Origin of the sequence: Pantoea sp. EABMAA-21, from assembly GCF_030053335.1 — a bacterium.
Lineage (GTDB): Bacteria > Pseudomonadota > Gammaproteobacteria > Enterobacterales > Enterobacteriaceae > Pantoea > Pantoea communis.
The window spans coordinates 93,144-115,979 of the sequence record NZ_JASGBX010000017.1 but is presented as its reverse complement, the minus strand read 5'-3'; the positions used below and the strand labels follow the sequence as shown (position 1 = coordinate 115,979).

General features: G+C 53.5%; 21 protein-coding genes. 6 read left to right on the top strand and 15 right to left on the bottom strand.

The window, feature by feature from the left end; genetic code table 11:
- Positions 1 to 145: 145 nt before the first annotated feature.
- The 3 genes from QMZ65_RS21015 to QMZ65_RS21005 form a co-directional block, all read right to left on the bottom strand.
- Positions 146 to 691 carry a YfaZ family outer membrane protein gene (locus tag QMZ65_RS21015; RefSeq protein ID WP_034826879.1) on the bottom strand — a complete coding sequence of 182 codons (546 nt, stop codon included), beginning with the start codon at positions 689 to 691 and terminating at the stop codon, positions 146 to 148.
- Between the two features lie 120 nt (positions 692 to 811).
- Positions 812 to 1,507: an LrgB family protein gene (locus QMZ65_RS21010; RefSeq protein WP_034826881.1), complete on the bottom strand. Its 696-nt coding sequence runs from the start codon at positions 1,505 to 1,507 to the stop codon at positions 812 to 814.
- The gene (locus QMZ65_RS21005) at positions 1,500 to 1,925 is read right to left on the bottom strand and encodes a CidA/LrgA family protein (protein ID WP_034826883.1); all 426 of its coding nucleotides are present in this window, start codon (positions 1,923 to 1,925) and stop codon (positions 1,500 to 1,502) included. The genes QMZ65_RS21010 and QMZ65_RS21005 overlap by 8 nt, the downstream gene beginning before the upstream one ends.
- 104 nt (positions 1,926 to 2,029) lie before the next feature.
- Between QMZ65_RS21005 and QMZ65_RS21000 the strand changes: the two genes are divergently transcribed.
- Positions 2,030 to 2,932 carry a LysR family transcriptional regulator gene (locus QMZ65_RS21000; protein WP_058960088.1) on the top strand — a complete coding sequence of 301 codons (903 nt, stop codon included), beginning with the start codon at positions 2,030 to 2,032 and terminating at the stop codon, positions 2,930 to 2,932.
- 30 nt (positions 2,933 to 2,962) lie between these two features.
- Here QMZ65_RS21000 and QMZ65_RS20995 read toward each other — a convergent pair whose 3' ends face one another.
- The 5 genes from QMZ65_RS20995 to soxR form a co-directional block, all read right to left on the bottom strand.
- The gene (locus QMZ65_RS20995; protein WP_097118961.1) at positions 2,963 to 4,612 is read right to left on the bottom strand and encodes a Na+/H+ antiporter; all 1,650 of its coding nucleotides are present in this window, start codon (positions 4,610 to 4,612) and stop codon (positions 2,963 to 2,965) included.
- A gap of 139 nt (positions 4,613 to 4,751) precedes the next feature.
- Complete coding sequence (locus tag QMZ65_RS20990) at positions 4,752 to 6,101, bottom strand: NCS2 family permease (RefSeq protein WP_058960086.1); 1,350 nt, start codon at positions 6,099 to 6,101, stop codon at positions 4,752 to 4,754.
- 152 nt (positions 6,102 to 6,253) lie between these two features.
- On the bottom strand, positions 6,254 to 6,541 hold the full coding sequence (locus tag QMZ65_RS20985) for a hypothetical protein (RefSeq protein WP_058960085.1): 288 nt from the start codon (positions 6,539 to 6,541) through the stop codon (positions 6,254 to 6,256).
- A gap of 158 nt (positions 6,542 to 6,699) precedes the next feature.
- Positions 6,700 to 7,362, bottom strand: coding sequence for a glutathione S-transferase family protein (locus QMZ65_RS20980; RefSeq protein WP_283216622.1), 663 nt, complete (start codon positions 7,360 to 7,362; stop codon positions 6,700 to 6,702).
- Between the two features lie 44 nt (positions 7,363 to 7,406).
- Positions 7,407 to 7,883: a redox-sensitive transcriptional activator SoxR gene (soxR, locus tag QMZ65_RS20975; protein WP_034826898.1), complete on the bottom strand. Its 477-nt coding sequence runs from the start codon at positions 7,881 to 7,883 to the stop codon at positions 7,407 to 7,409.
- Between the two features lie 97 nt (positions 7,884 to 7,980).
- Between soxR and soxS the strand changes: the two genes are divergently transcribed.
- Together soxS and QMZ65_RS20965 are read left to right on the top strand one after the other, a co-directional pair.
- A complete protein-coding gene (gene soxS / locus QMZ65_RS20970) occupies positions 7,981 to 8,409 on the top strand; it encodes a superoxide response transcriptional regulator SoxS (RefSeq protein ID WP_034826899.1) in 429 nt (142 codons plus the stop codon).
- Positions 8,410 to 8,661: 252 nt separating this feature from the next.
- Positions 8,662 to 8,943, top strand: coding sequence for a YjcB family protein (locus QMZ65_RS20965; protein ID WP_034826901.1), 282 nt, complete (start codon positions 8,662 to 8,664; stop codon positions 8,941 to 8,943).
- Positions 8,944 to 8,998: 55 nt separating this feature from the next.
- Here QMZ65_RS20965 and QMZ65_RS20960 read toward each other — a convergent pair whose 3' ends face one another.
- Complete coding sequence (locus tag QMZ65_RS20960; protein ID WP_034826903.1) at positions 8,999 to 9,949, bottom strand: ATP-grasp fold amidoligase family protein; 951 nt, start codon at positions 9,947 to 9,949, stop codon at positions 8,999 to 9,001.
- An 8-nt stretch (positions 9,950 to 9,957) separates the two neighbouring features.
- Entirely contained in the window at positions 9,958 to 11,214 is a 1,257-nt protein-coding gene (locus tag QMZ65_RS20955) for an oligosaccharide flippase family protein (RefSeq protein WP_058960083.1), read from the bottom strand.
- Positions 11,215 to 11,741: 527 nt separating this feature from the next.
- Here QMZ65_RS20955 and QMZ65_RS20950 point away from each other — a divergent pair.
- Positions 11,742 to 12,137 (top strand): transposase, encoded by a 396-nt coding sequence (locus tag QMZ65_RS20950; RefSeq protein ID WP_097118957.1) that lies wholly within the window; start codon positions 11,742 to 11,744, stop codon positions 12,135 to 12,137.
- A 903-nt stretch (positions 12,138 to 13,040) separates the two neighbouring features.
- Here QMZ65_RS20950 and QMZ65_RS20945 read toward each other — a convergent pair.
- Positions 13,041 to 13,994: a DMT family transporter gene (locus tag QMZ65_RS20945; protein ID WP_058960082.1), complete on the bottom strand. Its 954-nt coding sequence runs from the start codon at positions 13,992 to 13,994 to the stop codon at positions 13,041 to 13,043.
- Positions 13,995 to 14,066: 72 nt separating this feature from the next.
- On the bottom strand, positions 14,067 to 14,897 hold the full coding sequence (locus QMZ65_RS20940; protein ID WP_097118955.1) for an AraC family transcriptional regulator: 831 nt from the start codon (positions 14,895 to 14,897) through the stop codon (positions 14,067 to 14,069).
- 124 nt (positions 14,898 to 15,021) lie between these two features.
- Between QMZ65_RS20940 and QMZ65_RS20935 the strand changes: the two genes are divergently transcribed.
- Entirely contained in the window at positions 15,022 to 15,549 is a 528-nt protein-coding gene (locus QMZ65_RS20935; RefSeq protein WP_097118954.1) for an isochorismatase family protein, read from the top strand.
- A gap of 55 nt (positions 15,550 to 15,604) precedes the next feature.
- On the opposite strand, the gene QMZ65_RS20930 is transcribed toward QMZ65_RS20935, so the two are convergent.
- From QMZ65_RS20930 to ssb1, 3 genes are all read right to left on the bottom strand, one after another.
- Complete coding sequence (locus tag QMZ65_RS20930) at positions 15,605 to 16,834, bottom strand: DNA-processing protein DprA (RefSeq protein ID WP_097118953.1); 1,230 nt, start codon at positions 16,832 to 16,834, stop codon at positions 15,605 to 15,607.
- Entirely contained in the window at positions 16,834 to 18,930 is a 2,097-nt protein-coding gene (locus QMZ65_RS20925; RefSeq protein ID WP_283216621.1) for a RecQ family ATP-dependent DNA helicase, read from the bottom strand. The genes QMZ65_RS20930 and QMZ65_RS20925 overlap by 1 nt, the downstream gene beginning before the upstream one ends.
- Before the next feature lie 114 nt (positions 18,931 to 19,044).
- A complete protein-coding gene (gene ssb1 / locus QMZ65_RS20920; RefSeq protein ID WP_034826920.1) occupies positions 19,045 to 19,596 on the bottom strand; it encodes a single-stranded DNA-binding protein SSB1 in 552 nt (183 codons plus the stop codon).
- Positions 19,597 to 19,818: 222 nt separating this feature from the next.
- Here ssb1 and uvrA point away from each other — a divergent pair, with 222 nt between their 5' ends.
- Entirely contained in the window at positions 19,819 to 22,650 is a 2,832-nt protein-coding gene (uvrA, locus tag QMZ65_RS20915) for an excinuclease ABC subunit UvrA (RefSeq protein WP_283216620.1), read from the top strand.
- Positions 22,651 to 22,836: the final 186 nt, after the last annotated feature.

Below are 22,836 nucleotides of genomic sequence, written 5' to 3'. Positions count from 1 at the left end.
TGAGAGATTACGGATTTTTGCAGAACTGCCGGATCATTCAACCGATCATTTTTGTCTTAACTGATCGGCATTACGCCCAAATGGGCGGCATTCAATTTGTGCGATGATGAATCCGACGCGCCATCAGGTGCATCGGGTTTCATCATCAAAAACGCAGTGACGCGCCCACGTATGGGCCATCGACCAGCACGTTGTCTTTGCGATCGCCTTTGTTGTTCAACTCGATGTACTGATAACCCACACGCAGATTCAGCAGAGAAATCGGGGTGAAGCTCAGACCACCAGACGCTTCTTTGTAGCTGTCCAGCCGATCGGAGAACGCTTCCGGCGCGTAGTAGTATTCGCCGTACAGGCCCCACATACTGTTGAAGTTGTACTGTGCACCGGCACCTACAGCCACGGTGAAGCCATCACGACCATCTTCCGGATGGGTGAACAGTGCTTTGGCGGTAGGGGCAATGCGGAAGTCGCCAAAATCGATGTTGTAGCCCGCACCCAGACCGTAGGTGCTGCCATCGTGATCGCTGCGCAGCCAGTTGCCTTTCAAGAACAGGCCAGGAGAGGTGGTGCCGAGGCCAAGGTTCAGGTTGGTGCTATGCTCACCCACGTCAACACTGCCCTCAATTGCCTGCGCGCCGCTGCTCAGCAGTGCCAGACCCAATACGCTTCCAGTAACAAGTTGCTTAAACATATGATTCCACTCCATGAAGGACAAATAAGTCGGCGCAAAGGGTAACAGCCTGGCAGCAGGAGACAACTTTATTTGGAAACCTTTACGTAAAAATCGATGACAGTGCGCAAAAAGCGACCATCAGGCCGCCCATAACAAGTGGCTCAACAGCGGTGCCAGAATCACCGTCACCACGCCTGACAGCATCATCACCAGGCTCGATACCACGCCCTCTTGCTGACCTAATTGATAAGCGCGAGCCGTTCCCGCACCGTGCGACGCAGCACCAAATCCGGCACCTTTTGCCACGCCCTGCTTGATGGCGATACGCAGAAACAGCACATCGCCTACTGCCATGCCAAACACCCCGGTTATCACCACAAACAGCGCCACCAAATCCGGCTGGCCGCCAATCGGCAGTGCAGCCGCCAGTGCAAATGGCGTAGTAATCGAGCGCACCGCGAGGCTGCGCTGGATGGTTTCCGGCAGCATCAGCAGTCGCGCCAGCCATACCGAACTGCACACCGCCACCAGCGTGGCGGTTAACACGCCGACACTCAGCGATAGCCAGTGGCGCTTGATGATCTCCAGGTTCTCATACACCGGCACCGCAAACGCCAGCGTTGCCGGGCCCAGCAGCCAGATCAGCCAATGACTCTCGGCAATGTAATCCTTCCAGCTGACGTGTGTCAGCAGTAGCAGCGCCACCAGCACCACCGGCGTCATTACCAGCGGCATCAGCAGCAATGTCTGTTTGCGGCGATAGAGGCGTTTGTTGACGTAATAGACCAGCAGCGTCAGCGCCAGACACAGCAGGCTAATGATGAAATCAGCCATGATGCGCCTGCTTACGCGCTGCACGCGCCAGTTCGAAGCGGTACAGACGATCCACCACCAGCGAGGTCGCCGCCAGCACTAATAAGGTACTCACCGCAATCACCACACAGATGCGCCAGCCTTCACTGCGCAGCAAATCGCTATAATTGACCACCGCCACCACCGCAGGAATAAAGAACAGCAGCATTTCCGCCAGCAGCCAGTTGGCCCCGGCTTTCACCCAACGCAGCGGCACCACGCGTGTCATGATCAATAGCAACAGCAGTACCATTCCCACCACATTGGCAGGCAGCGGCAAATGCAGCCAGCTCACCAGTTTGTCGCTGGCCATAAACAGGCCGATATACAGCACCAACTGCAATGGCACAAAAACACGTTGCAGGATGTCCGTTCTGCGCGGACTCAATGCAAGCGCCATTTTCCTTCTCCCCAGAATTAAACGTTGGGCTTAGTATAAATCCGCGTCAAACTGTGAAAGAAATGAATTAAAATTATTCAAACTATGCCAAAAAGGAATGCTTGATGGACGTCCGCGCCCTACGCTATTTCACCGAGGTGGTACGCCAGCAAAGTTTCACCCGTGCCGCTGAGAAGCTGTTTGTCACGCAACCTACCATTAGCAAAATGCTGCGCCAGTTAGAGGAAGAACTCGGCTGCACGCTGCTGCTGCGTGAGGGACGCAAGCTGCATCTCACCGACAGCGGTCAGGCGGTGTATCAGCGCGGGCTGGCGATTTTGCAGGAGTTTCATCAATTGGAAGCGCAGATTGGCGATATCAATGAATTGAAAACCGGTGAACTGCGGCTGGGCATCCCGCCGATGGTCGGGATGCAGATCGCCGGTTCGATCTCCGCGTTTCGCCGCCGCTATCCGGGTGTGCAATTGAAGATTGTCGAATCCGGCGGCTTAACGGTGCAGCAGGCCGTGCTGAACGGCGGGCTGGATATCGCCCTCACTGCGCTGCCGGTCGATGCGGATTTGCCGCTCAATACGCTGGAACTGATGCGTCATCCTTTGTGCGTGCTGCTGCCGCGCAGCGCGCAGTGGCTCAATCGCAGCAGCCTGGGTCTCAAGGAACTGGCGGCTCATCCACTGCTGATCCTGAATGAAGAGTTCTCGCTTAATCGTCAGTTGATGAAGGCATTTCAGCGTCAGGGGCTGACGCCGGAGATTGCGGTGCGCAGCGCGCAGTGGGATTTCCTGGCAGCAATGGTACAAGCCGAAATGGGGCTGGCAATTTTACCCGAGCCGATTTGCCAGCGGCTGGATAAGCAATCGCTGCTGTGGTTGCCACTGGAATCGGAGTTGCAGTGGAGTCTGGGTTTGATCTGGCGCGAAGGCAGCTATCTGTCGCGCAGTGCGCAGGCGTGGATCGATTGCTGCCGCGAGCATTGGCCGGACGCGCCGCCACGGTTATCGGTGTAGCGGCGCTATATGCTAGCTGTTGAGCTGTGCTTACTCCTCTTTCTCAATCAACAACGCTTCCAGCAGGTCGAGATCGCGCAACAGCTTCTGCATCGTCTCGTTGGAGATCTCCTGCGTCGCGCGCAGATGGTAAACCTCGGCGCGCTCGGCACGCAGGGCATTGAGGCGGAAACGACGCTCCAGGTTTTCGGCAAACAGCGCCTGATCCACCTCATCTTTGCCCACCACGCGGCGGCGCAGATTGCCAATCACACGCAAACTGACCTCTTTCAACAGTTCCGGATCGATATTCTCTTCTGCATCGTTTTCCAGTCGCTGCTCCATTTTGTGCAGGCTCTCAATCGCCACATTGGCCATTGCCGCACGCGCATACTGGATTTCACGGCGATGTCCCGATTTATCGGTGCTTTCCATACCGCGTAACAATATCGGCAGCAGAATCACCCCGACAAACAGCGAGAACAGAATCACGCCGGTGGCAATAAACACCAGCTCATAGCGCGCCGGGAACGGTTCGCCATTGCTAAGAAACAGCGGAATCGACAGCACACCGGCCAATGTAATGGCACCACGCACACCGGCAAAAGAGGCGATGAGCAACTCACGGAATGAGTAGTTTGAGAATTCCAGCGGCTTCTTCTTCAGGAAACGCAAACTGGCACGTTGCATCATCCACAACCAGCCAAAGCGCACAATCATCAAGGCGACATACACCAGGGCAACATCGGTGAACAGCATCCACAGCTCGACGTTCGGATCGGCATTGGCTTGCGCGACGGAAGTTTCCAGAATGTCCGGCAGTTGCAGGCCCAGCATCAGGAACACCATGCCGTTAAACACAAACTCCAGCATCTGCCATACGCTATTCGCACGTAAACGCATCGCCAGCGGTGCCTGGCGGATAATGCCAGAGCGCGTGATGGTCATACCCGCCGCAACTGCCGCGAGGATACCTGACACGCCCAGATGCTCAGCAATCAGATAAGAGGCGAAAGGCAGCAGCAGCAGTAGCACGGTTTGCGTCGCCGGATCGTCACCGCTCCAGCGGCTCAGCAGACGCAGCGAACGGCCATATAGCCAGCATACCGCCACACCCGCGACCAGACCGCCGATCGCCACTTTGAGGAACTCCACGCTGGCGCCACCCCAGGTAAACACCATGGTGCCCATCGCCACCGCGACCGCAAACTTCAGTGATACCAGGCCGGATGCGTCGTTCATCAGGGCTTCGCCCTGCACAATCGACATGATCTTTTTCGGGATGCGCCCTTCCCCGACAATGCCGGAGAGCGCCACGGCATCGGTAGGTGACAGCACCGCAGCCAGCGCGAAAGCAGGGATCAGCGGAATACCCGGCACCAGCCAGTAAATCAGATAACCAATTCCGACCACGGTAATCAGCACCAGCACCAGTGCCAGGCCCATGATTTCGCGTCCGTGGTGCAGGAATTCGTTAATCGGCGTTTTCCAGCCATCGGCAAACAGCAGCGGCGGAATAAACAGCACGAGGAACAGTTCGGGGTCAAAATCGACATGCAGGCCAAAGCTCGGCACGGCCAGCAATGCACCAGCGGCAATCTGCACCAACGGCAGGGGAATTTGGAACGGCAATATGCGCGCCGCCACGCCGGAGAGTGACACCACCAGCGTCATGATGAGAATAGTAAAGAAGATTTCCATGCTTTCCTTAGGCGAATCAATTTCATTAAAGCGATGTTGTTGCGCAGGAAAGTGTAAAACAAAACGCCGCACAAAGGGGCAACCCTGCGTGCGGCGTGAACCAGAAAGAGACTTATCTGGAAATAAGCGCGTTCAAAAGTCAGATGGCCCAACCACCCGCGTAGAAGGCCACCAGTGCAACAGCAATCACCACGGTGCCCACGTTCAGCCTGCGCCATTCACCCGCAAAGAGGCGGCCAATCACCAACGAGCCGAAGCCGAGCATGATGCCAGTCACGATGTTGCAAGTCAGGACGATGAACACGGCAGTGACCAAACCCGACATCGCATCGACAAAGTCATTGAAGTCAATCTTCGCCACGTTGCTCAGCATCAGCAGGCCAACGTACATCAACGCTGGCGCCGTCGCGTAGGCCGGAACCAGATAGGCCAGTGGGGACATAAACAGAATCAACAGGAACAACAGACCGACGACAATCGCTGTCAGGCCAGTTTTACCGCCCGCAGCCGTTCCGGCTGCAGATTCGATATACACCGCCGCAGGCGAAGCACCGACTAAACCGGCAAACAGGCTGCTGACGGAGTCGGTGGTCAACGCGCGGCCACCGTTAATGATCTGGCCGTTTTTATCCAGCAGATTCGCCTGGCCCGCCACTGCACGAATGGTGCCGGTGGCATCAAATACCGCGGTCATCACCAGCGCCAGCACACTTGGCAGCACCACCGGTTGCAGCGCACCCATGATATCGAGACTAAACATCGCGGATTGGCCGTTGGCATCCTTTAGGCTCGGCATAGCGAATAGCCCCTGATAGGTGACAGCCGGATCAAAGATCAGACCCACCACAGAAATCGCTACGATGGTCAGCAAAATTCCGCCTGGCACACGACGTTTTTCCAGACCAAAGATGGCCGCCAGCCCGATCAGCGCCATAATCACCGGGAACGAGGTGAAGTGGCCGAGTGCCACCGGCAAGCCCGGCGCTGGGTTCTTCACAACCAGGCCAATACCATCGGCCGCAATCAGCAGCAGGAACAAGCCAATACCGACTCCCGTGCCGTGCGCCACGCCCATCGGCAGGTTACGCAAAATCCAGGCGCGAATCCCGGTGACCGAAATCAACGTGAACAGCAAGCCCATCAGGAATACCGCGCCAAGGGCAACCGGGACGCTAATGTGCTGGCCCAGCACCAGGCTAAACGCGGTGAAGGCGGTCAGGGAAATCGCACAGCCGATCGCCATGGGCAGGTTGGCCCACAATCCCATGATGATCGAACCAAAGCTGGCGACCAGGCAGGTCGCTACAAACACGGCAGTCGGCGAGAAGCCGGCTTTACCCAGCATACCCGGTACGACAATGACGGAGTAAACCATGGCTAAAAAGGTGGTTAGCCCCGCCAAAATTTCCTGACGCACGCTGCTGCCGCGTGCCGAGATGTTGAACCAGGCGTCCAGTTTTCCACTGGCCGGGCGTGAGTCGCCAGACATAGTAAATCCTCTGCGTTTTTTAAGATGTAATGAGCCCCACGGCCCGCGTTTGCGCATCATCCTGGTGAAGGTTCTCAAAGAGAAAAGAGGCAAACGTTTACGTGGCCGCGTATTCCAGGTCGTAAAAGGGGGACACGGAAAAAGGCAAACGATTATCTGGCGTTTGCTATGGGGTTTTCAACTACTAATCGATTATCAGGCAGGATAAAGCGCAGACTGGCGCGGGTTAACAACGTGGTTACACTGCTTTTGGCGAAACTTAAGGGGTCGGAACTGGCTGGAAAATATCGATATTTTTCATTCATCGCACAGTTTTCCTCCCCAACTGCACCGATGGTAAGAGGTGGATGCCTCATGAAGCGATAATTAACTTGAGGCCCAGCAAAGGCCCGCCCGAAGAGCAAAGCGTCCGCGCCATGGACGGCGCGGCCGATCTGCATGGATGCGTTATTCCTTTGCGATCGGGCGGGCCTTTGCTGGGCATGACACCCAACTCACAGCGATAATCCACAGCACCCAACCCACAACGACTAACCCACAGTACTCAACCTATAGTACCCAACTCACAGCACCCAACCCACAGCACTGCAGCGACAAACTAACTAAACGTAATCGCCCCGCCCTGCTCAATCGCGCGTTGCCAGGCAGCACGTTGCTGCATCGATTCCAGCCAGCGTGCGGTGGCCGGCATCTCTTTCAACGATCCCCGCACTTGCAACGCCAGCAGCGGGAAACTCATCTGCACATCGGCGATGCTAAACCGTGACCCGGCGAAATAACGATGCTGGCTAAGATGCTGCTCAATCACGCCACTGTGCAGTTTTAGCTGCTTGTTCAACCAGGCCTTCTGAATCCCTTTGCTCAACGCCACGCCTGCCGGACGTAAAATCCACGGCACCGGCTTCTTCCCGAGTTGCCCAAACACCAGCTTCATTACCAGCAATGGCATCAGCGACCCTTCTGCGTAATGCAGCCAGTAACGCGCCTGAATCTGTTCATCCTCATCCGTGATGGCGAACAAATGCTCTCTATCATATTTCTGCTGCAGATACGCCAGAATCGCCCCTGACTCGGCGATCACCCGATTGCCATCAGTAATCACCGGCGACTTACCCAGCGGATGAATCTTCTTTAATGAATCCGGCGCCAGCAGCGTGTCCTCGCGCTGATAACGCTTAATTTGATACGGCACCGACAGCTCTTCCAGCAGCCACAACACGCGATGCGAACGGGAATTTTCCAGATGGTGAACAGTAATCATGCGGTTTTCCTTGCCGGTCAAAGTCTCCCGGCAAGTATAGCGGATTAACCTTTATGCTCGTCCTGTTCAGGGTCGAGTAACACCGCTCCCGAACCTTGCTGCGCCAGACGGTCACCGGGATTACGCAGTGGACAATCGCGCATCGATAAGCAGCCACAGCCAATACACCCATCCAAATCGTTGCGCAGGCGCGTCAGGGTTTCGATACGCTTATCCAGCTCTTCACGCCAGTGCTGCGTCAGCGCATCCCACTCCTGCGTCGACATACGCTTGTTGGCTGGTACATGCATCAAACTGTCGCTGACAGTGGCCAGCGGAATACCGATGCGCTGCGCAATCTTGATAATCGCCACACGGCGCAGCACATCGCGGCTGTAACGCCGTTGATTGCCGCCATTGCGCGAACTGAAAATTAAACCTTTGGTTTCATAAAAGTGCAGCGCGGAAACGGCCACGCCGCTACGTTTCGCCACTTCACCCGGCGTTAACACCGGTTTTGGGTAATTGCGTTCTTTTTTCATTTAAGGCCTTTACCTCAAGTTAACTTGAGGAATTATACTCGCACCCCATCAAAACTTCGAATTTCAAACCCGATAAACCTTTCAGAAGGATGAGGCTATGATGCAACAGGAAATCATTCATTCACTGACACACTGGATCGATGAAAATCTGGATAAGGCCCTGTCGATCGACGAAGTGGCAGCAAAATCCGGCTACTCAAAATGGCACCTGCAGCGTATGTTCCGTACCGTGACGAAACAAACGCTGGGTGGCTATATTCGTGAGCGCCGCCTGACTCTGGCCGCTGAAGCGTTACGCCAGACTCAGCGTCCAGTGTTCGATATCGCGATGCAATACGGTTACGATTCACAGCAAACTTTTTCGCGCGTGTTCCGCCGTCAGTTTTCCCAGACGCCGACCGCCTATCGTCACACCATGCGCCGTCAGGCGATGATTCAGCGTCCGCGTCTGCTGAGTTTCGATTGCAGTGAAAACATGAACAGCTTTGCCCAGCGCACAACCGGCGAGTGCTGCCCGGTTCAGTGACATTCTGCGCGCCCTTCACGGGCGCACCTTCCCGCTTTGCCTCTGTCATCTCCCCCGCTTCGATAAAAATCTTTCTACCATACCAGGTATAAATTTTGTTCAAAATTTCAAATCGGGTGATATAATGTGACCCAAGTCACAGATTTACCCCCGCGTAAGACGGCCAGAAGGGCCTCCCTGACCCTCCTTCTCTGCCGCCAGTGATGTCCAATCAATGTCAGGGATATTACTGATTTGAAGAGGTTTTTGCAGATGGCTACGTTAACCACCAGTTTAATCGTCATGCGTTGGGAGCTGCTCAGCGCCATCATGATGTTCTTTGCCAGCACCATGAAAATTAAACTGCGTCAGAACAGTCACCACGTGATGGCACTGATGTGCGGCGGTATTGGTGTAGGCATGTCATGCTGGTTTGTCACCGGCCTGCTCGGCATTACCCTGAGCATGGAAAATCTGCACAACTTCATGGAAATCTCCAAAAACGCCTTCGTTGAAGTGATGAGCCAGACGCCTGCTGATTGGCCGATGCCTTAATCGCAGCCAATAAAAAACCCCGCTAAGCGGGGTTTTTTATTTTGCTGTGTGATACTCAAATTTTCTTCAGTACGGCTGGAATAGCGACTTCCGGCACCGTCACACCCGGTATCTGCGTACCGCGGCGGTCTTGAATCCACATATCACCCATCATCTGGTTTAATCCACGGTCCAACCCGGTTACCAACCCGGCACCTGGCGTAAACGTCAGCTCGCCAAAGTAAATCCGATCACCATCGATATACCAGTCCACACGCACATAATCAAAATCGCTCGCCAGGGTTTTACTGAGCGCTAATGCGTGCTGTAACTGCGCCATTTGTGGATTCACATCCAGCCCGGTATCGCGAATTTTGTGGTACGCCTCATTGAGGTTGTTCACATAAAAATTCATCGACAGTAACGGGTTACATCGGTTGTAAATCACCTGCAGCACATATTCAAAGCTGCCGTCACGCTTGTTGAACATGTGAAACTTGTAATCAATCGGCGCAGTTTTGCCATCACCAATGTACTGCTCCACCAGGATACGCGGCTTGATGTAGCGATAGTGAATCTCACGCGCTTCATTGGCAAAGTCGGTCTTCAACCAGCGATGGCAGTCACTGATAATTTTCTGCTTCTTCAGCGCATCCGGCTCTTCCAGCAGGATTTCCACCATATTGGAGCCGTGATTGGGCTTAATTACCGTGTTCTTCCAACTCGGCAGCGTATGCAGCGAGTGCGGGTCGCTGGTCTCATACACCAATGGGATCAGGTATTCGCTGCCCACTTTCTCGGCGATGTATTCGCGCACCGAATATTTATCCGACAGGCGGCCATAGATTTGGTAATCGCCAAAAACGAATTTCCGGTACAGCACCTTCTCATTAAACACTTTCGGTTGACGCAAATTGGGCAGTTTGCGGAATTTATGAAAGTAATAGATGCGGTCCTGGTAAGCCCAGGGCATCTTCTTGATGAAGTACTGGACACTTCTTCTGAGTTCATCTTTCAACTTGAGCATATCGGACCTCATTTGTAGGTTTTGTAGTTGAGTGAGGAAACTTGAATCTTCTGAATGACGCCGTTATTGAAGAAGTAATTCATTACGGTGAGGGACAGAAGTTCAGAGATGAAGACGCTCCAGGCGGCACCCATGATGCCGTAGCCCTGGATCAGCCACCACGACAGCGGCAGACTGATCACCATCAGGCAGATGATCTTCTTCAGCAGATAGTTAAATCCGCCCTCTTTCACCATGTAGCGATACGCTACGGTCCCCATTGCCGAAAAGCAGGTTGCTAACGACAGTAACGTAATGAGACTCCCTGACTGTGTGTACTCGTGACCATACAAAGCGATGATGATTTGCTCGCCATACAGCGCGATCACCGCTAACAACAACAATGAAACACCCATGACATAGCCGTTCAGCCGCGCAGTGAGCTTGATGGCGGCTGCTCCGCGCTCCCGGAAGATCTCCGAGAAGCAGGAAGTGATGATGGCAACCGGAATGAATATCCAGGACGCCGAAATGGTATTGGCGGCAGCAAACAGGCCGAGATCGCGAGCGGAGGCTATACCCGCCAGAAACATCTGGGCCGCCTTAACCTGCACGGAAATGAAGATGCTGGAAATTGCCAACGGTAAACCGGCGTACAGCAGATAACGCAGGTAGGTATTGCGCTTCTCCTGCGGTGGCGCCATGTCCTGGTTTTCGCGGTAAAAGTTAGACCGTTTAATGACGTACGGCACCAGCGTGACCATGACAATCGACAGCGTCAGCCACAAGGGATTGAGATGCAGCCAGGCAATGGCGAAACTCAGGGTAAAGCCCAAGAGCAGGCCGACCGAGTTGGCCACGGTATTGAGTCGGGAAGCCAGACGCGCATTGTTATAAACGCTGAACGTATCCTGCGTCACAAAAACGGAGGAGATAAACGAGGCCAGGGCAAATGCGAGGAAATTTTCCTGCATGTTGTACCACACCCAAATCAACACCGGGATGGAGGTCAGCAACAACAAGACCAACCGCATGGTGCGGGCCACCGCCATCAGCCGCAGGCCTTTCGGCGCACTTTTGCTGATGCGTTTGAACAGGATGGTTTCGGTACCGAAAATCGCTACGGTCTGTACCATCGAGAACAACGAGGTTGAAAACGCCATCTGACCGAATATGGTCGGGCCAAATGACTTCGCCACGTAGGAGGTCACAAATATGACGCCAAACACCGAGACGATCTTCTCAGACATCATCCAGGCGGCATTAGACATTACGCTCAATTTCATCGACTGATCCTTAGTATTACTTACAGCAACTGCCTTTCGGTACAACGTCCTTGAAATGAATTAACAAGCGCTCAGTGGGCCTGACTTAAATTAATAACTTCAAACCAAACTGGTCCGAAAAATGAGACTCCCGTCAGGATTCTTTGAATGAATTCAGGAAAATTCCGATTAAACCTGGTGCGAAACTCTGCGGATGTAAACGATTTCAGCCTGAATTCGAAGCAAAGGTTTACTGGCACACCCTGTGATTTTCACAAACAGGTTATGCCGTATTTCCAATGATTGTAGTATTTTTCTGCATTTGGGATGGAATGAATCTATATCAAAAACCCAAAGCCAGGAAGGCGTTCAATGACATTCAGAATAAAATAAGATTTATCCCATGATGATATTTATTCTAAATAACTTAATTTAAACCTCGCAATTCTAATCGCGCACTTTAATACTGCATTAATACTCTTTTTGCAGTACCAGATATTAATACAGTAATTCTCATCCACTAATTGATAAGAAAGGTAAGAGCATTTATGAGAAAGTCACGATATAGCGAAGAGCAAATCACAAATGCCATTAAAGCTTCTGAAACGGGAGTGAAAGTCAGGGAGATTTGTGAAGAGCTTGGCATTTCCGAGGCCACCTTCTACAGCTGGAAGAAAAAGTTCTCTGGGCTTTCTTCAGAAGAAGGCAGAAAAATTAAAGAGTTGGAGGATCAACTACAAAACCTTACCCGTGAACTGCAGTCGTTGAGTTCCGATAAAGAGATGCTGCAAAGCGTGCTGAAAAACTTCTTCACTACAAATGAGAAGCGGCAAGCCGTTAACTTCCTTCAAACCACCTTCGACATTGGAACGCGTCGCAGCTGTCGTTTGCTGGATATTAGCCGCAGCGTTTACCACTATCCTTCAGGCTCCGATAATCGCTAACACCATTAAGACCGTTGTTATTTGACTTAATGCTGAGATTTGTTCTTACCAGAAGAGATGAAGATCATTTAATTCGGCGTTCGTAACATAACAATTCGCACCAATTTTTCCTGATGAATATCATCGCGGATTTGCTTCCTTTTTTGCGGTAAAATTGATTCACATCAGCAAAAGTCTCGCTATTCAAGCCTTTCATACGCAGCCCAATCTCATTACGGTGAGATTGGCGCTTCGTTTTATTACTTTATCGATATTAATGTTCAGACCTGAATGCAGACAATTCTGTTAAGCATTCATGAACAACGCCATGTAATCAGTCACACAGGTTATCTTCTTTTAATTGGATCTATCACTTTAAGTGACGATCGTACGATGGCATTTATCAAGATCAATAAGCTGATAATGACACCAGGATTCTTCCTGATAGGAAACGTTATCATGCCTAAACAATAACAGTAAAAAATGGCGACTTATGGGAAATATCGCCCGGTAATTCATCGCTGTGTTTAATCATTTTTTCATGCAAATTCAGCGGATGTTTCTCAACACCGGAGCAGCATCTTGAGAAAATGGTGGCTTAAAGCGGTGATTTTCAGTGCCAAATCGCAGTAAAAATGCAGATAGAACACCTTTTTAACCCTGCCGGCGCCGGTTTTTTTAGCCTTCCCCGCGGGTTATCACCTCGTTTCCACCCGCTGGAGTGACAGGATTGCCCCCCTGAATGCAACATGAGTTATGACAAAGTGGGGTAAAAACAGGCAAGGATAAGCGAGGGAAAGTTATATCGCGGTGGTGACTGAGGATATAAATGGCGAAGAGGAGCGCAAAACAGAGGGGGCAAATTCCTAAAAAAACTGAAGAAAGGGCTGCTGAGCCCCTCTACTCAGCAGCCAGAAATTCATGTTAAAGCGCGCTGACTTTCGGCTGCGGTTTAATACGCATGGCATAGATTACGCCAACGATGAGACAGCCAATACCAATGCCAGTGAGCAGCGGCGGCCAGCTCTGTCGCCAGAGGAAGGTCCACAGCAGACCCGCCAGCGTTTCGAACACAATCAGCGGCCCCATGATGACCGTTGGCACACGCTGGCTGGCCGCATTCCAGCATAGCGTGCCTAACCATGAACATATCAGCCCAATCGCCAGCATGATGAGGAGAAAACGCGTGGGCTGTGGGCCAAATGGCAGAGCGAACTCAGGCTGCTGCCAGTAAAGCTGACCGCACACGAATAAATAGAACACCAGCGCCAGCGGTAAGGTCACCAACCCTTGTGCCGTTGCCCAGCTACCGGCTTTATGCTGTGGATGCGCGCGCAGCCAGATGCCATTGCGCAGCGGATACCAGGTCCAGCAGGCGACCGCTAAAATCGCCAGTAACAGCCCTGTCAGGTAGCGCGACCAGTCAAATTCCGGTCCCTGCATTTGCATCTCAGCGGCATTCACGCAGCCCAGGCCAGCAGCAATAATCAGTAGCGCCGGAAAGAGTTTACGCCAGGAAAGTCGCCCTTCAAGATGGCCGTAGCAAAGGTTGGCCGTCACGGTGATGACCACCGGCAAGGTGCCAATTATCATGGTCGAGATGGGCGCACCGGTGCGCTGGATAGCGCTGGCGAGGCAGGCGTAATAGAGCAGATTACCGACCAGCGATAATTTCAGCGCCTCCAGCCAATCTTTGCGCGCCAGTTGTTTAAGACGGCGGCGATCCAGCCACGCCAGCGGCAAGACGACCAGACCGAATGCCACATAGCGTCCGGCTGATTGTAGGGTGCCCGGATAGTCTGGGATCAACAGTGGGCCGACAAAAATCAGCCCCCACATCAGTCCTGCGGCAAGTGCAAATACGATTCCAGCAAACATTCTCTTTTCCTTTATCACTTTTCCGCCGCAGTGTGGCGTAACCGGATAATAAAGGCTTGTAGCAGATTGCGGTTAACGTGAGGGGAAAACTTGCTTTTGATAACGCCCTGGCGTGATGCCATAACGGTGAGCAAACGCGCGCGTGAGGTGTGCCTGATCGGTCAATCCAACAGCCGCCGCTACCGAAGCCGCGCTTTCTCCCATTCCTAAACGTTGCTTGGCTTCGAACAGGCGAAAGGCCATCAGCATCTGATGTGGCGTAACATGGAAGTGGTGTTTAAAACTGCGGAGAAAATGCCACGGCGACAAAGACGCCAGGGCGGCCAGCTCATCAAGACGAACCGGCTCCGCCAGGTTTTCACGCAAATAGGCTTTTACCGCATCAAAGCGATGGGCGCCCTCTTCGGGTCGGGATTTTCCCTGATGTGCCAGCGGGCGTAATAGCTCCAGCAGTTCCAGCAACAGACTCTCGCGTTCCAGCGCACTGGTGGCTTGCCACATCTGTGCCAGACGCTGGGAAAAGGGCTGTGCCAGGCGGACATCTGTGCGCAACGCTTCACTAAACCACCAGTGACGATCGCCGGTAAGCCGCTCCATCTCCTGCGGATCAATATAGATCATGCGATAACGCCAGCCCTCATCACAGGCCGATTCCCCGGTGTGCAATTCATCAGGGTTCATCATTACCAGTGAATGCTGCGGTGCCGTATAGTGCGTGCCGCGGTAGCGAAAACGCTGTGCACCCGATTCAATGGTGCCGATACCGAAGGCTTCATGGGTATGCGGCTCAAAAGCGTAACGCGAGATGTGCGCCTGATACAGCTCGATACCCGGCAGTTCAGCAAAATGCTGGAACTGCGCCTGATCGCACTTATCAGGAAAGATTTCCGGAACCACCTTCACGTCACACCTCCTAAAAACAGGTTAATTAGCATGCGCGGCGGCGAGCTGAAATGCAAAACAGATTTGCTTTACCTGCATGCGTAACAATCGCGATACTGTCATCCTCTATATAAAGGAGGCAGTGATGGCTAATCGGGTTGTCGTGGTAGTGGATATGCAAAACGGCGTGCTGGCTTCGCCACGTTTTGATCGTGACGGACGTTGTCAGCGCATCAATCAACTGACGGCAGCGGCCGATCAGGTGATTTTCATTCAGCACGTTGAGCCAGGCCTCGAAGTAAACAGCGAAGGTTGGCAGATCGTGCCGGAATTGGATCAGCCAGCCAACGCGATCTACGTTAACAAGACCGCCTGTGACAGTTTTTGGCAAACCGACCTGGCGGCTCAGCTTGATCAACATGGCATTGAGAGCTTTGTGATTTGCGGCTGCGCGACCGATTACTGCGTGGATACCACCATCAAAGTGGGTGCCAGCCTGGGCTATCACATCACCGTTGCCGCCGATGCGCATACCACCGCTGACCGGACTTACGTTTCCGCACAACAGCAGATCAATCAGCACAATGAAATCTGGGCGGATTTGATTCTGCCGGGCAACCCGGTGTTAGTGCGTGATACTGAGGTGATTTTGCGGGAGTGGCGGCCGCATTAGCAGTCACTTTGCCGGGCAGAATTGTCCGGCTTCCATTATGGGCGGCATTCAGCAGCTAGATTTTACGCTTCCATTGATAACGGTTTGATCCTGCCAGCTGTTCAATCAGCCCCTCATGCTCCGCACGCTGCAACCATTCAGTCAGCTGAATCTGATGCAGACCGGTTCGCAAGCCCAGATCTTCAATCGTGACCGGATAGGCGGCCAGTGCAGGCAATTGCGCCTGAAAAATCAGGTAAAAATCGGATGGATGCCAGATTCCTTCTGGTTCCTGAGCCACATTAGCATCCGCGATCTTGTCGGGCATCGTGTGCCATGCGCCGCTCAATAGATCATCCTGCTGGTAAGGCTGATGACGATGAGTCGTCATCCATTGCGCAACATCAATGTCATCGGGGTGAGCAGCGCACCATTGCCCACCCTGTGTGACCAGTTGGGCGTTGCTGGCCTGTACATCGTCGGTCGGCTTAACCCACAACGGTACCCATTTCTTGCGCAGATTCTCTTCCGCACCAGCCAGCGTACCGCCCTTGTGACCCGCGTGTACGACCAACGCACTCTTCGCCAGGCAATAAACATATCGATTGCGCGCCATCGCGTGACCCACAGTAAAGCCTGCTTCCGGATAGAAAGGCGAAAGCAGCAATAACTTTCCTGCCATGAGACCTTTACGCCATTTGGCGCTGGTCGCAGCGGTGAGCAGACTATCACTGAGGACACCAATGACGGCTCCGTTATGTTGCAAAGCGCCCAGCATCGCGGCTTCATCAATGCCTCGTGCACCACCCGAAATCAGATTTATATTCGCAGAGACAATTCTTGCCGCAACCTGACGACTGAACGTTAAATCCCGCTCGCTGGCATTTCTTGACCCAACCACCGCAAGGCCTGGGTGATTTAACAGAGTGATATCACCACAGCCGAATAGCACCGGCGGCGCGTCAGTGCGCAGCTGTTGCTTTAGCAGCCTTGGATATTCAGCGTCAGAACGTGTTAACACCCACAACCCCGCACGCTGCCAGCGTTCAATCGCTAACGCCAGGCTATGTCCACGGCTCAGTAGCGCTTCAATACGCTCGCGCGTGATATGAGAATCAACCCAGCTGGCTAGCATGACATCAGCACCAGAGCCGAGCAGATCGGCGGGTGTTGCAGATTGTTGTTTCAGCCACAGGGCGAATCGCCCCCATTCAGCATTACCTAGCGGCTTCACCTCATCCTCACTCTGGCGCGAGAAGTCGCTGGTTAACAAAAGCGTTGCCTGTGCAACAGGAGATAAATTCATCACTCTTTCACCGTTGAGGTTGCCAGCGCCAGTGGATAGACAATGCCGCTACCCGCTTGCTGAAGCAGGGCTGCAGTCACTGCCATCGTCCAGCCTGAATCGACAATATCGTCTACCAGTAACACGGCAGTGGCAGGCAGGTCAGCGCTGGTGGAAAATGCGCCATCCAGATTACGACATTGATGGAAGCGATTATTCTGCAGACGTTGCTGAGGGTTATCTTTCACTTTCTGCAGTGCATCGACAAAGGGTATGCCGAGTCGCTGTGCCAATCGGCGGGCAAAATCCGCTACCAATTGAGGCTGACGCAACGACGGTACGCAGCAAACCCACCGTGGAGCAGGTGCTGGCTGCCAGCGCTGTTCAATCATTTCCACTATGGCAGCAACCAGCTCATCACTGAAATGACCGGCTGCTTTCTCGGCCACTACGCGAGATCCCCATCCGGCATCTCCCCAGCGCGAAAGCACCCGACCTTCCTGCGCACGCAGAGCGGCAGGTAAATTGCCGCGAAAACCGTACTCTTCAAATGCCTGAGCAGCCACCTGAATTTTGGGCAAAATCACCGTTTCGGCGCGCTGTAGAAAGGTCGCTGCCTGATGAGCCAGTGTCGCATCCACCTGCGGGTCAATCAAAGGTCGACCGAGGCAGCTGGCACATTTGCCACAGGATACGGGGTCTGTGTCATCCAGTGATAATCGCAGAAACGTCATCAGGCAACTGCGCTGTGAGATATAACGCTGCACCTCCTGCCACTCTTGCTCGCGCTGTTGCGTCAGATGCACGATACGTTCGCGATCCAGCAGATAAGCGACCGGCGTTCTCCGCCATTGGGATTTGACCTTAATCACCGGAGCAGGATTCTCAACGCTGAGCAATTTCAGCACTTTTTCAATTTGCCCCTGGCGCAGATTGGTCTGCTGTTCGATATCACGAATCGACAACCCATCACTCTCCTCCAGCACTTGCAAAATATCATATACCTGAGTTTCTGCTGGAAAAGCAGACTGCCGGAAAAACTGGTGAATATCGCGATCTTCACCGCCTGACATCAGCACGCCAACCGCATGGTCGATGCCACGTCCTGCACGCCCTACCTGTTGGTAGTAAGCAACAATGGAAGCGGGTGTCTGATAGTGCAGCACGAAGCTCAAATCAGGTTTGTCATATCCCATTCCCAGTGCGGTGGTGGCCACCAAAACTTTCAATTGGTTAGTTAGCAGCAAGGTCTCAAGGTGTTGACGATAGTCGTTGCTGCTGTCGAAACCAGCGGCCTCAACGCTGCCATGATAGGCGCGCGCATCAATGTGCTGCGTGCGTAACCAGGCCGCAACCTGCTCGGCATCCCGCACGGTGAGCGTATAGACGATACCGGTTCCCGGAAGAGAGGGAATGACCTGCGCCAGCCAGGCAAGGCGAGAGGCCTGATTCGGCAAAATGAGCGTTTGCAGCGCCAGACTTTTACGAATCAGCTCACCGCGCTGAATCACAATGTCGCCCATCTGTTGCTGTATATCTGCAACGACACGATTATTGGCGGTAGCGGTGGTGCCGAGCACTGGCGTATTCGCCGGTAGTTGCCGCAAGATGCTGACAATGCGCCGATAGTCAGGACGGAAATCGTGCCCCCAATCGGAGATACAGTGCGCCTCGTCAATCACCATGAGCGCGATACGGTTGGCAATCGGCTGCAGTACGGTTTCGATGAATTGATCATTGGCGAGACGTTCTGGAGAGATGAGTAAACAATCGACCTGATTGTCCAGCACCCGTTGTGTCACTGAAGACCAGGCACTGCTGTTCGAAGAATTGAGGGTTTCAGCAACAATACCCAGTCGACGAGCCGACTCAATTTGGTTACGCATCAGCGCCAGTAGCGGTGAAACAATGATGGTCGGACCCATACCGCGATCGCGAAAAATTTTGGCGCTGATAAAATAGACGGAGCTTTTACCCCAACCCGTGCGCTGCACCACCAATAATTTCTGTCGATGATTGACCAAAGCATCAATCGCTTCCCACTGCCCTCGACGAAACTGAGCCTGCTCATCCGCCAGTGCGGTTTTTAATAACACTTCTGCCTGATGCTGTTTCATTATCACTCCTTGATGGGAAATGCGTCCCTTCTTTTGATTGAGAAACCTGAGAGCCAGATACAAAAAAGCCCCGTAAAACGAGGCCTTAGCGAGTAGTTATGCGTGAGCGTTGACTCAGAACGGGATGTCGTCGTCAAAGTCCATTGGCGGTTCGTTGTTCGCCGGTGCGCTCTGCTGCTGCGGACGCTGTTGTGCGCCGCCGCTGAACTGGTTGCCGCCCTGAGGCTGCTGCTGAGGTTGCTGTGGCTGGCCCCAACCGTTGTTATTGCCGCCGCCCTGGCCGCCCATTGGTGCGCCGCCTGCGTTCGCGCCCTGCTGACGTCCACCCAGCATCTGCATGGTGCCGCCAACGTTAACAACCACTTCGGTGGTGTATTTTTCCTGACCGCTCTGATCCTGCCATTTACGGGTACGCAGCTGGCCTTCGATGTAAACCTGAGAGCCTTTACGCAGGTATTCACCCGCCACTTCAGCCAGTTTGCCGAACAGCACAACGCGGTGCCATTCAGTGATCTCTTTGTTTTCACCGGTTTGCTTGTCGCGCCAGCTTTCCGACGTGGCCAGCGTAATGTTGGCTACCGCGCCACCATTTGGCATGTAGCGCACTTCCGGATCCTGACCCAGATTCCCGACAAGAATCACTTTGTTTACGCCACGACTGGCCATGTTGCTGTCTCCCGATGAGTTGATGCTAAAAGTCTAAGCCAAAAATTGTATCACGTCACAATGACGGTGCCCACTTCAGAGCAGGCTCGCAATTTTTATTTGGCACACAGAATAGCAAAAACACTGGATATTTATTCAGTTTATTTTTTGTGCCATACTAACGCGTTTCTGCTGGTCATGCTGGCAAGGCATGGCGAGTGTTGTTCAATCCGGGAAAGGTGAATGGATAAGATCGAAGTCCGCGGTGCTCGCACCCATAATTTGAAGAATATCAACCTGATCATCCCTCGCGATAAGCTGATTGTGGTCACCGGTCTGTCGGGTTCCGGTAAGTCTTCGCTGGCGTTTGATACGTTGTATGCCGAAGGTCAGCGTCGCTATGTTGAATCGCTCTCGGCCTATGCGCGCCAGTTTCTTTCATTAATGGAGAAACCGGACGTGGACCATATTGAAGGTCTCTCGCCCGCTATCTCTATTGAGCAGAAATCCACATCGCATAACCCGCGCTCGACGGTCGGGACCATTACCGAAATCCATGACTATCTGCGTCTGCTGTTTGCCCGTGTGGGTGAGCCGCGCTGCCCGGATCACGATGTTCCGCTGGCAGCACAGACCGTGAGCCAGATGGTGGATCAGGTGATGGCGCAGGAAGAAGGCCGTCGTCTGATGCTGTTGGCACCCGTGGTGAAAGATCGCAAAGGCGAACACACCAAAACGCTGGAAAACCTCGCGGCGCAAGGCTACATCCGCGCCCGTATCGATGGCGAAGTCTGTGATCTCTCCGATCCGCCAAAGCTGGAACTGCAGAAAAAACACACCATCGAAGTCGTGGTGGACCGCTTCCGCGTGCGCGATGACCTGGCAACGCGCTTAGCCGAATCCTTTGAAACCACGTTGGCACTGAGTGGTGGCACCGCCATCGTCGCCGACATGGATGACAGCGATGCCGAAGAGCTGCTGTTCTCGGCTAACTTTGCCTGCCCTATTTGTGGCTACAGCATGAGTGAACTGGAACCGCGCCTGTTCTCGTTCAACAACCCGGCTGGTGCCTGCCCAACGTGTGATGGGCTCGGCGTGCAGCAGTATTTCGATCCCGATCGTGTGGTGCAGAACCCTGAACTGTCACTGGCTGGCGGTGCAATTCGTGGCTGGGATCGCCGCAACTTCTATTACTTCCAGATGTTGCGCTCGCTGGCAGAGCATCTGGATTTCGATGTCGAAGCGCCGTTTAACAGCCTGAGCGACAAAGCGCGTGAAGTGATTCTGTACGGTTCCGGCAAAGAGAGTATCGAATTTAAATACATCAACGATCGGGGCGACACTTCGGTACGTCGTCATCCGTTTGAAGGTGTGCTGCACAACATGGAACGCCGTTATAAAGAGACGGAATCCAATGCGGTGCGTGAAGAGTTGGCGAAATTCATCAGCAACCGCTCCTGCACCAGCTGCGAAGGCACACGCCTGCGCCGTGAAGCACGCCATGTATTTGTTGATAATACCAACCTGCCGACCATCTCTGAGATGAGTATTGGCCATGCCACCGACTTCTTCCGCAATCTGAAACTGAGCGGGCAGCGTGCGCAGATCGCCGAAAAAATCCTGAAAGAGATCGGCGATCGCCTGAGCTTCCTCGTTAATGTCGGTTTGAATTATCTGTCGATGTCGCGTTCCGCAGAAACCCTCTCTGGCGGCGAAGCGCAGCGTATTCGTCTGGCAAGTCAAATCGGTGCGGGTTTGGTGGGCGTGATGTATGTGCTGGATGAGCCCTCAATTGGTCTGCATCAGCGCGATAACGAACGTCTGCTTGGTACGCTGATTCACCTGCGCGATCTCGGCAACACCGTGATTGTGGTCGAGCACGATGAAGATGCGATTCGCGCCGCTGACCACGTGATTGATATCGGTCCTGGCGCGGGTGTGCACGGCGGTCAGGTGGTGGCTGAGGGTGACGTGAATGCCATTATGGCTAACGAAGCTTCGCTGACCGGTCAGTATCTGAGTGGCAAGCGCGAAATCGCCATTCCGCAACAACGCGTGAAAGGCGATCCGGCAAAAGTGCTGAAACTTACCGGTGCGCGCGGCAACAACCTGAAAGACGTCACATTGACGATTCCGGTGGGTCTGTTTACCTGTATCACCGGTGTATCCGGTTCCGGTAAATCCACGCTGATTAACGATACGTTGTTCCCGATTGCGCAGCGTCAGCTGAACGGCGCGACCACCACGGAGGTGGCACCTTATCGCGAGATCGCCGGTCTTGAGCATTTCGATAAAGTCATCGACATTGACCAGAGCCCTATTGGCCGTACGCCGCGCTCGAACCCTGCTACTTACACCGGCATTTTCACCCCGGTGCGTGAGCTGTTTGCCGGTGTACCTGAAGCACGTTCCCGTGGCTACAATCCAGGACGCTTCAGCTTTAACGTGCGCGGTGGACGTTGCGAAGCCTGCCAGGGCGATGGCGTGATCAAGGTCGAAATGCACTTCCTGCCGGATGTGTATGTGCCGTGCGATCAGTGCAAAGGCAAACGCTATAACCGCGAAACGCTGGAGATTAAATACAAAGGCAAAGGCATTCACGAAGTGCTGGATATGACTATCGAAGAAGCGCGTGAGTTCTTTGATGCCGTCCCTGCGCTGGCGCGTAAACTGCAAACGCTGATCGACGTGGGCTTGTCCTACATTCGCCTCGGTCAGTCTGCAACCACGCTGTCAGGCGGTGAAGCGCAGCGTGTGAAACTGGCGCGTGAGCTGTCGAAACGCGGTACCGGGCAGACGCTCTATATCCTTGATGAGCCAACCACGGGTCTGCACTTTGCTGATATTCAGCAGTTGCTGGAAGTGCTGCATCAGCTGCGCGATCAGGGCAATACCATTGTGGTGATTGAACACAACCTCGACGTGATCAAAACCGCTGACTGGATTGTCGATCTCGGCCCAGAAGGTGGTAGCGGCGGCGGCGAAATCCTGATTTCTGGCACGCCAGAAACCGTGGCGGAGTGTGAAAAATCCCACACCGCTCGCTTCCTTAAGCCGATGTTGAAGAAGAAGTAAAATTGAAGGCCCGCAGTGCGGGCCTTCTTATTTCTTTCAATCCACAGACGCCGCACTCTCTAGTTTACTCGCTGAATATTGCAGTCAGTCGGGCCTGATACCTCGCTGTCAGATTCCGCAGCAAAATGCAGAAACAGGCAAGAATCAGACAACTTCAGGCATATACGCATCTCATCCTGCTGACTA

What these genes read in the sequence shown, in the direction of transcription:
- QMZ65_RS21010 (WP_034826881.1), bottom strand. Translation starts at nt 1,507, where the DNA reads ATGGCTGATTTCATCATTAGCCTGCTGTGTCTGGCGCTGACGCTGCTG.
- QMZ65_RS21005 (WP_034826883.1), bottom strand. Translation starts at nt 1,925, where the DNA reads ATGGCGCTTGCATTGAGTCCGCGCAGAACGGACATCCTGCAACGTGTT.
- QMZ65_RS20950 (WP_097118957.1), top strand. Translation starts at nt 11,742, where the DNA reads ATGAGAAAGTCACGATATAGCGAAGAGCAAATCACAAATGCCATTAAA.
- uvrA (WP_283216620.1), top strand. Translation starts at nt 19,819, where the DNA reads ATGGATAAGATCGAAGTCCGCGGTGCTCGCACCCATAATTTGAAGAAT.
- QMZ65_RS20990 (WP_058960086.1), bottom strand. Translation starts at nt 6,101, where the DNA reads ATGTCTGGCGACTCACGCCCGGCCAGTGGAAAACTGGACGCCTGGTTC.
- soxR (WP_034826898.1), bottom strand. Translation starts at nt 7,883, where the DNA reads ATGAAAAAAGAACGCAATTACCCAAAACCGGTGTTAACGCCGGGTGAA.
- QMZ65_RS20935 (WP_097118954.1), top strand. Translation starts at nt 15,022, where the DNA reads ATGGCTAATCGGGTTGTCGTGGTAGTGGATATGCAAAACGGCGTGCTG.
- QMZ65_RS20980 (WP_283216622.1), bottom strand. Translation starts at nt 7,362, where the DNA reads ATGATTACTGTTCACCATCTGGAAAATTCCCGTTCGCATCGCGTGTTG.
- QMZ65_RS20955 (WP_058960083.1), bottom strand. Translation starts at nt 11,214, where the DNA reads ATGAAATTGAGCGTAATGTCTAATGCCGCCTGGATGATGTCTGAGAAG.
- QMZ65_RS20930 (WP_097118953.1), bottom strand. Translation starts at nt 16,834, where the DNA reads ATGAATTTATCTCCTGTTGCACAGGCAACGCTTTTGTTAACCAGCGAC.
- ssb1 (WP_034826920.1), bottom strand. Translation starts at nt 19,596, where the DNA reads ATGGCCAGTCGTGGCGTAAACAAAGTGATTCTTGTCGGGAATCTGGGT.
- QMZ65_RS21000 (WP_058960088.1), top strand. Translation starts at nt 2,030, where the DNA reads ATGGACGTCCGCGCCCTACGCTATTTCACCGAGGTGGTACGCCAGCAA.
- QMZ65_RS20995 (WP_097118961.1), bottom strand. Translation starts at nt 4,612, where the DNA reads ATGGAAATCTTCTTTACTATTCTCATCATGACGCTGGTGGTGTCACTC.
- QMZ65_RS20965 (WP_034826901.1), top strand. Translation starts at nt 8,662, where the DNA reads ATGGCTACGTTAACCACCAGTTTAATCGTCATGCGTTGGGAGCTGCTC.
- QMZ65_RS21015 (WP_034826879.1), bottom strand. Translation starts at nt 691, where the DNA reads ATGTTTAAGCAACTTGTTACTGGAAGCGTATTGGGTCTGGCACTGCTG.
- soxS (WP_034826899.1), top strand. Translation starts at nt 7,981, where the DNA reads ATGATGCAACAGGAAATCATTCATTCACTGACACACTGGATCGATGAA.
- QMZ65_RS20925 (WP_283216621.1), bottom strand. Translation starts at nt 18,930, where the DNA reads ATGAAACAGCATCAGGCAGAAGTGTTATTAAAAACCGCACTGGCGGAT.
- QMZ65_RS20960 (WP_034826903.1), bottom strand. Translation starts at nt 9,949, where the DNA reads ATGCTCAAGTTGAAAGATGAACTCAGAAGAAGTGTCCAGTACTTCATC.
- QMZ65_RS20945 (WP_058960082.1), bottom strand. Translation starts at nt 13,994, where the DNA reads ATGTTTGCTGGAATCGTATTTGCACTTGCCGCAGGACTGATGTGGGGG.
- QMZ65_RS20985 (WP_058960085.1), bottom strand. Translation starts at nt 6,541, where the DNA reads ATGCAGATCGGCCGCGCCGTCCATGGCGCGGACGCTTTGCTCTTCGGG.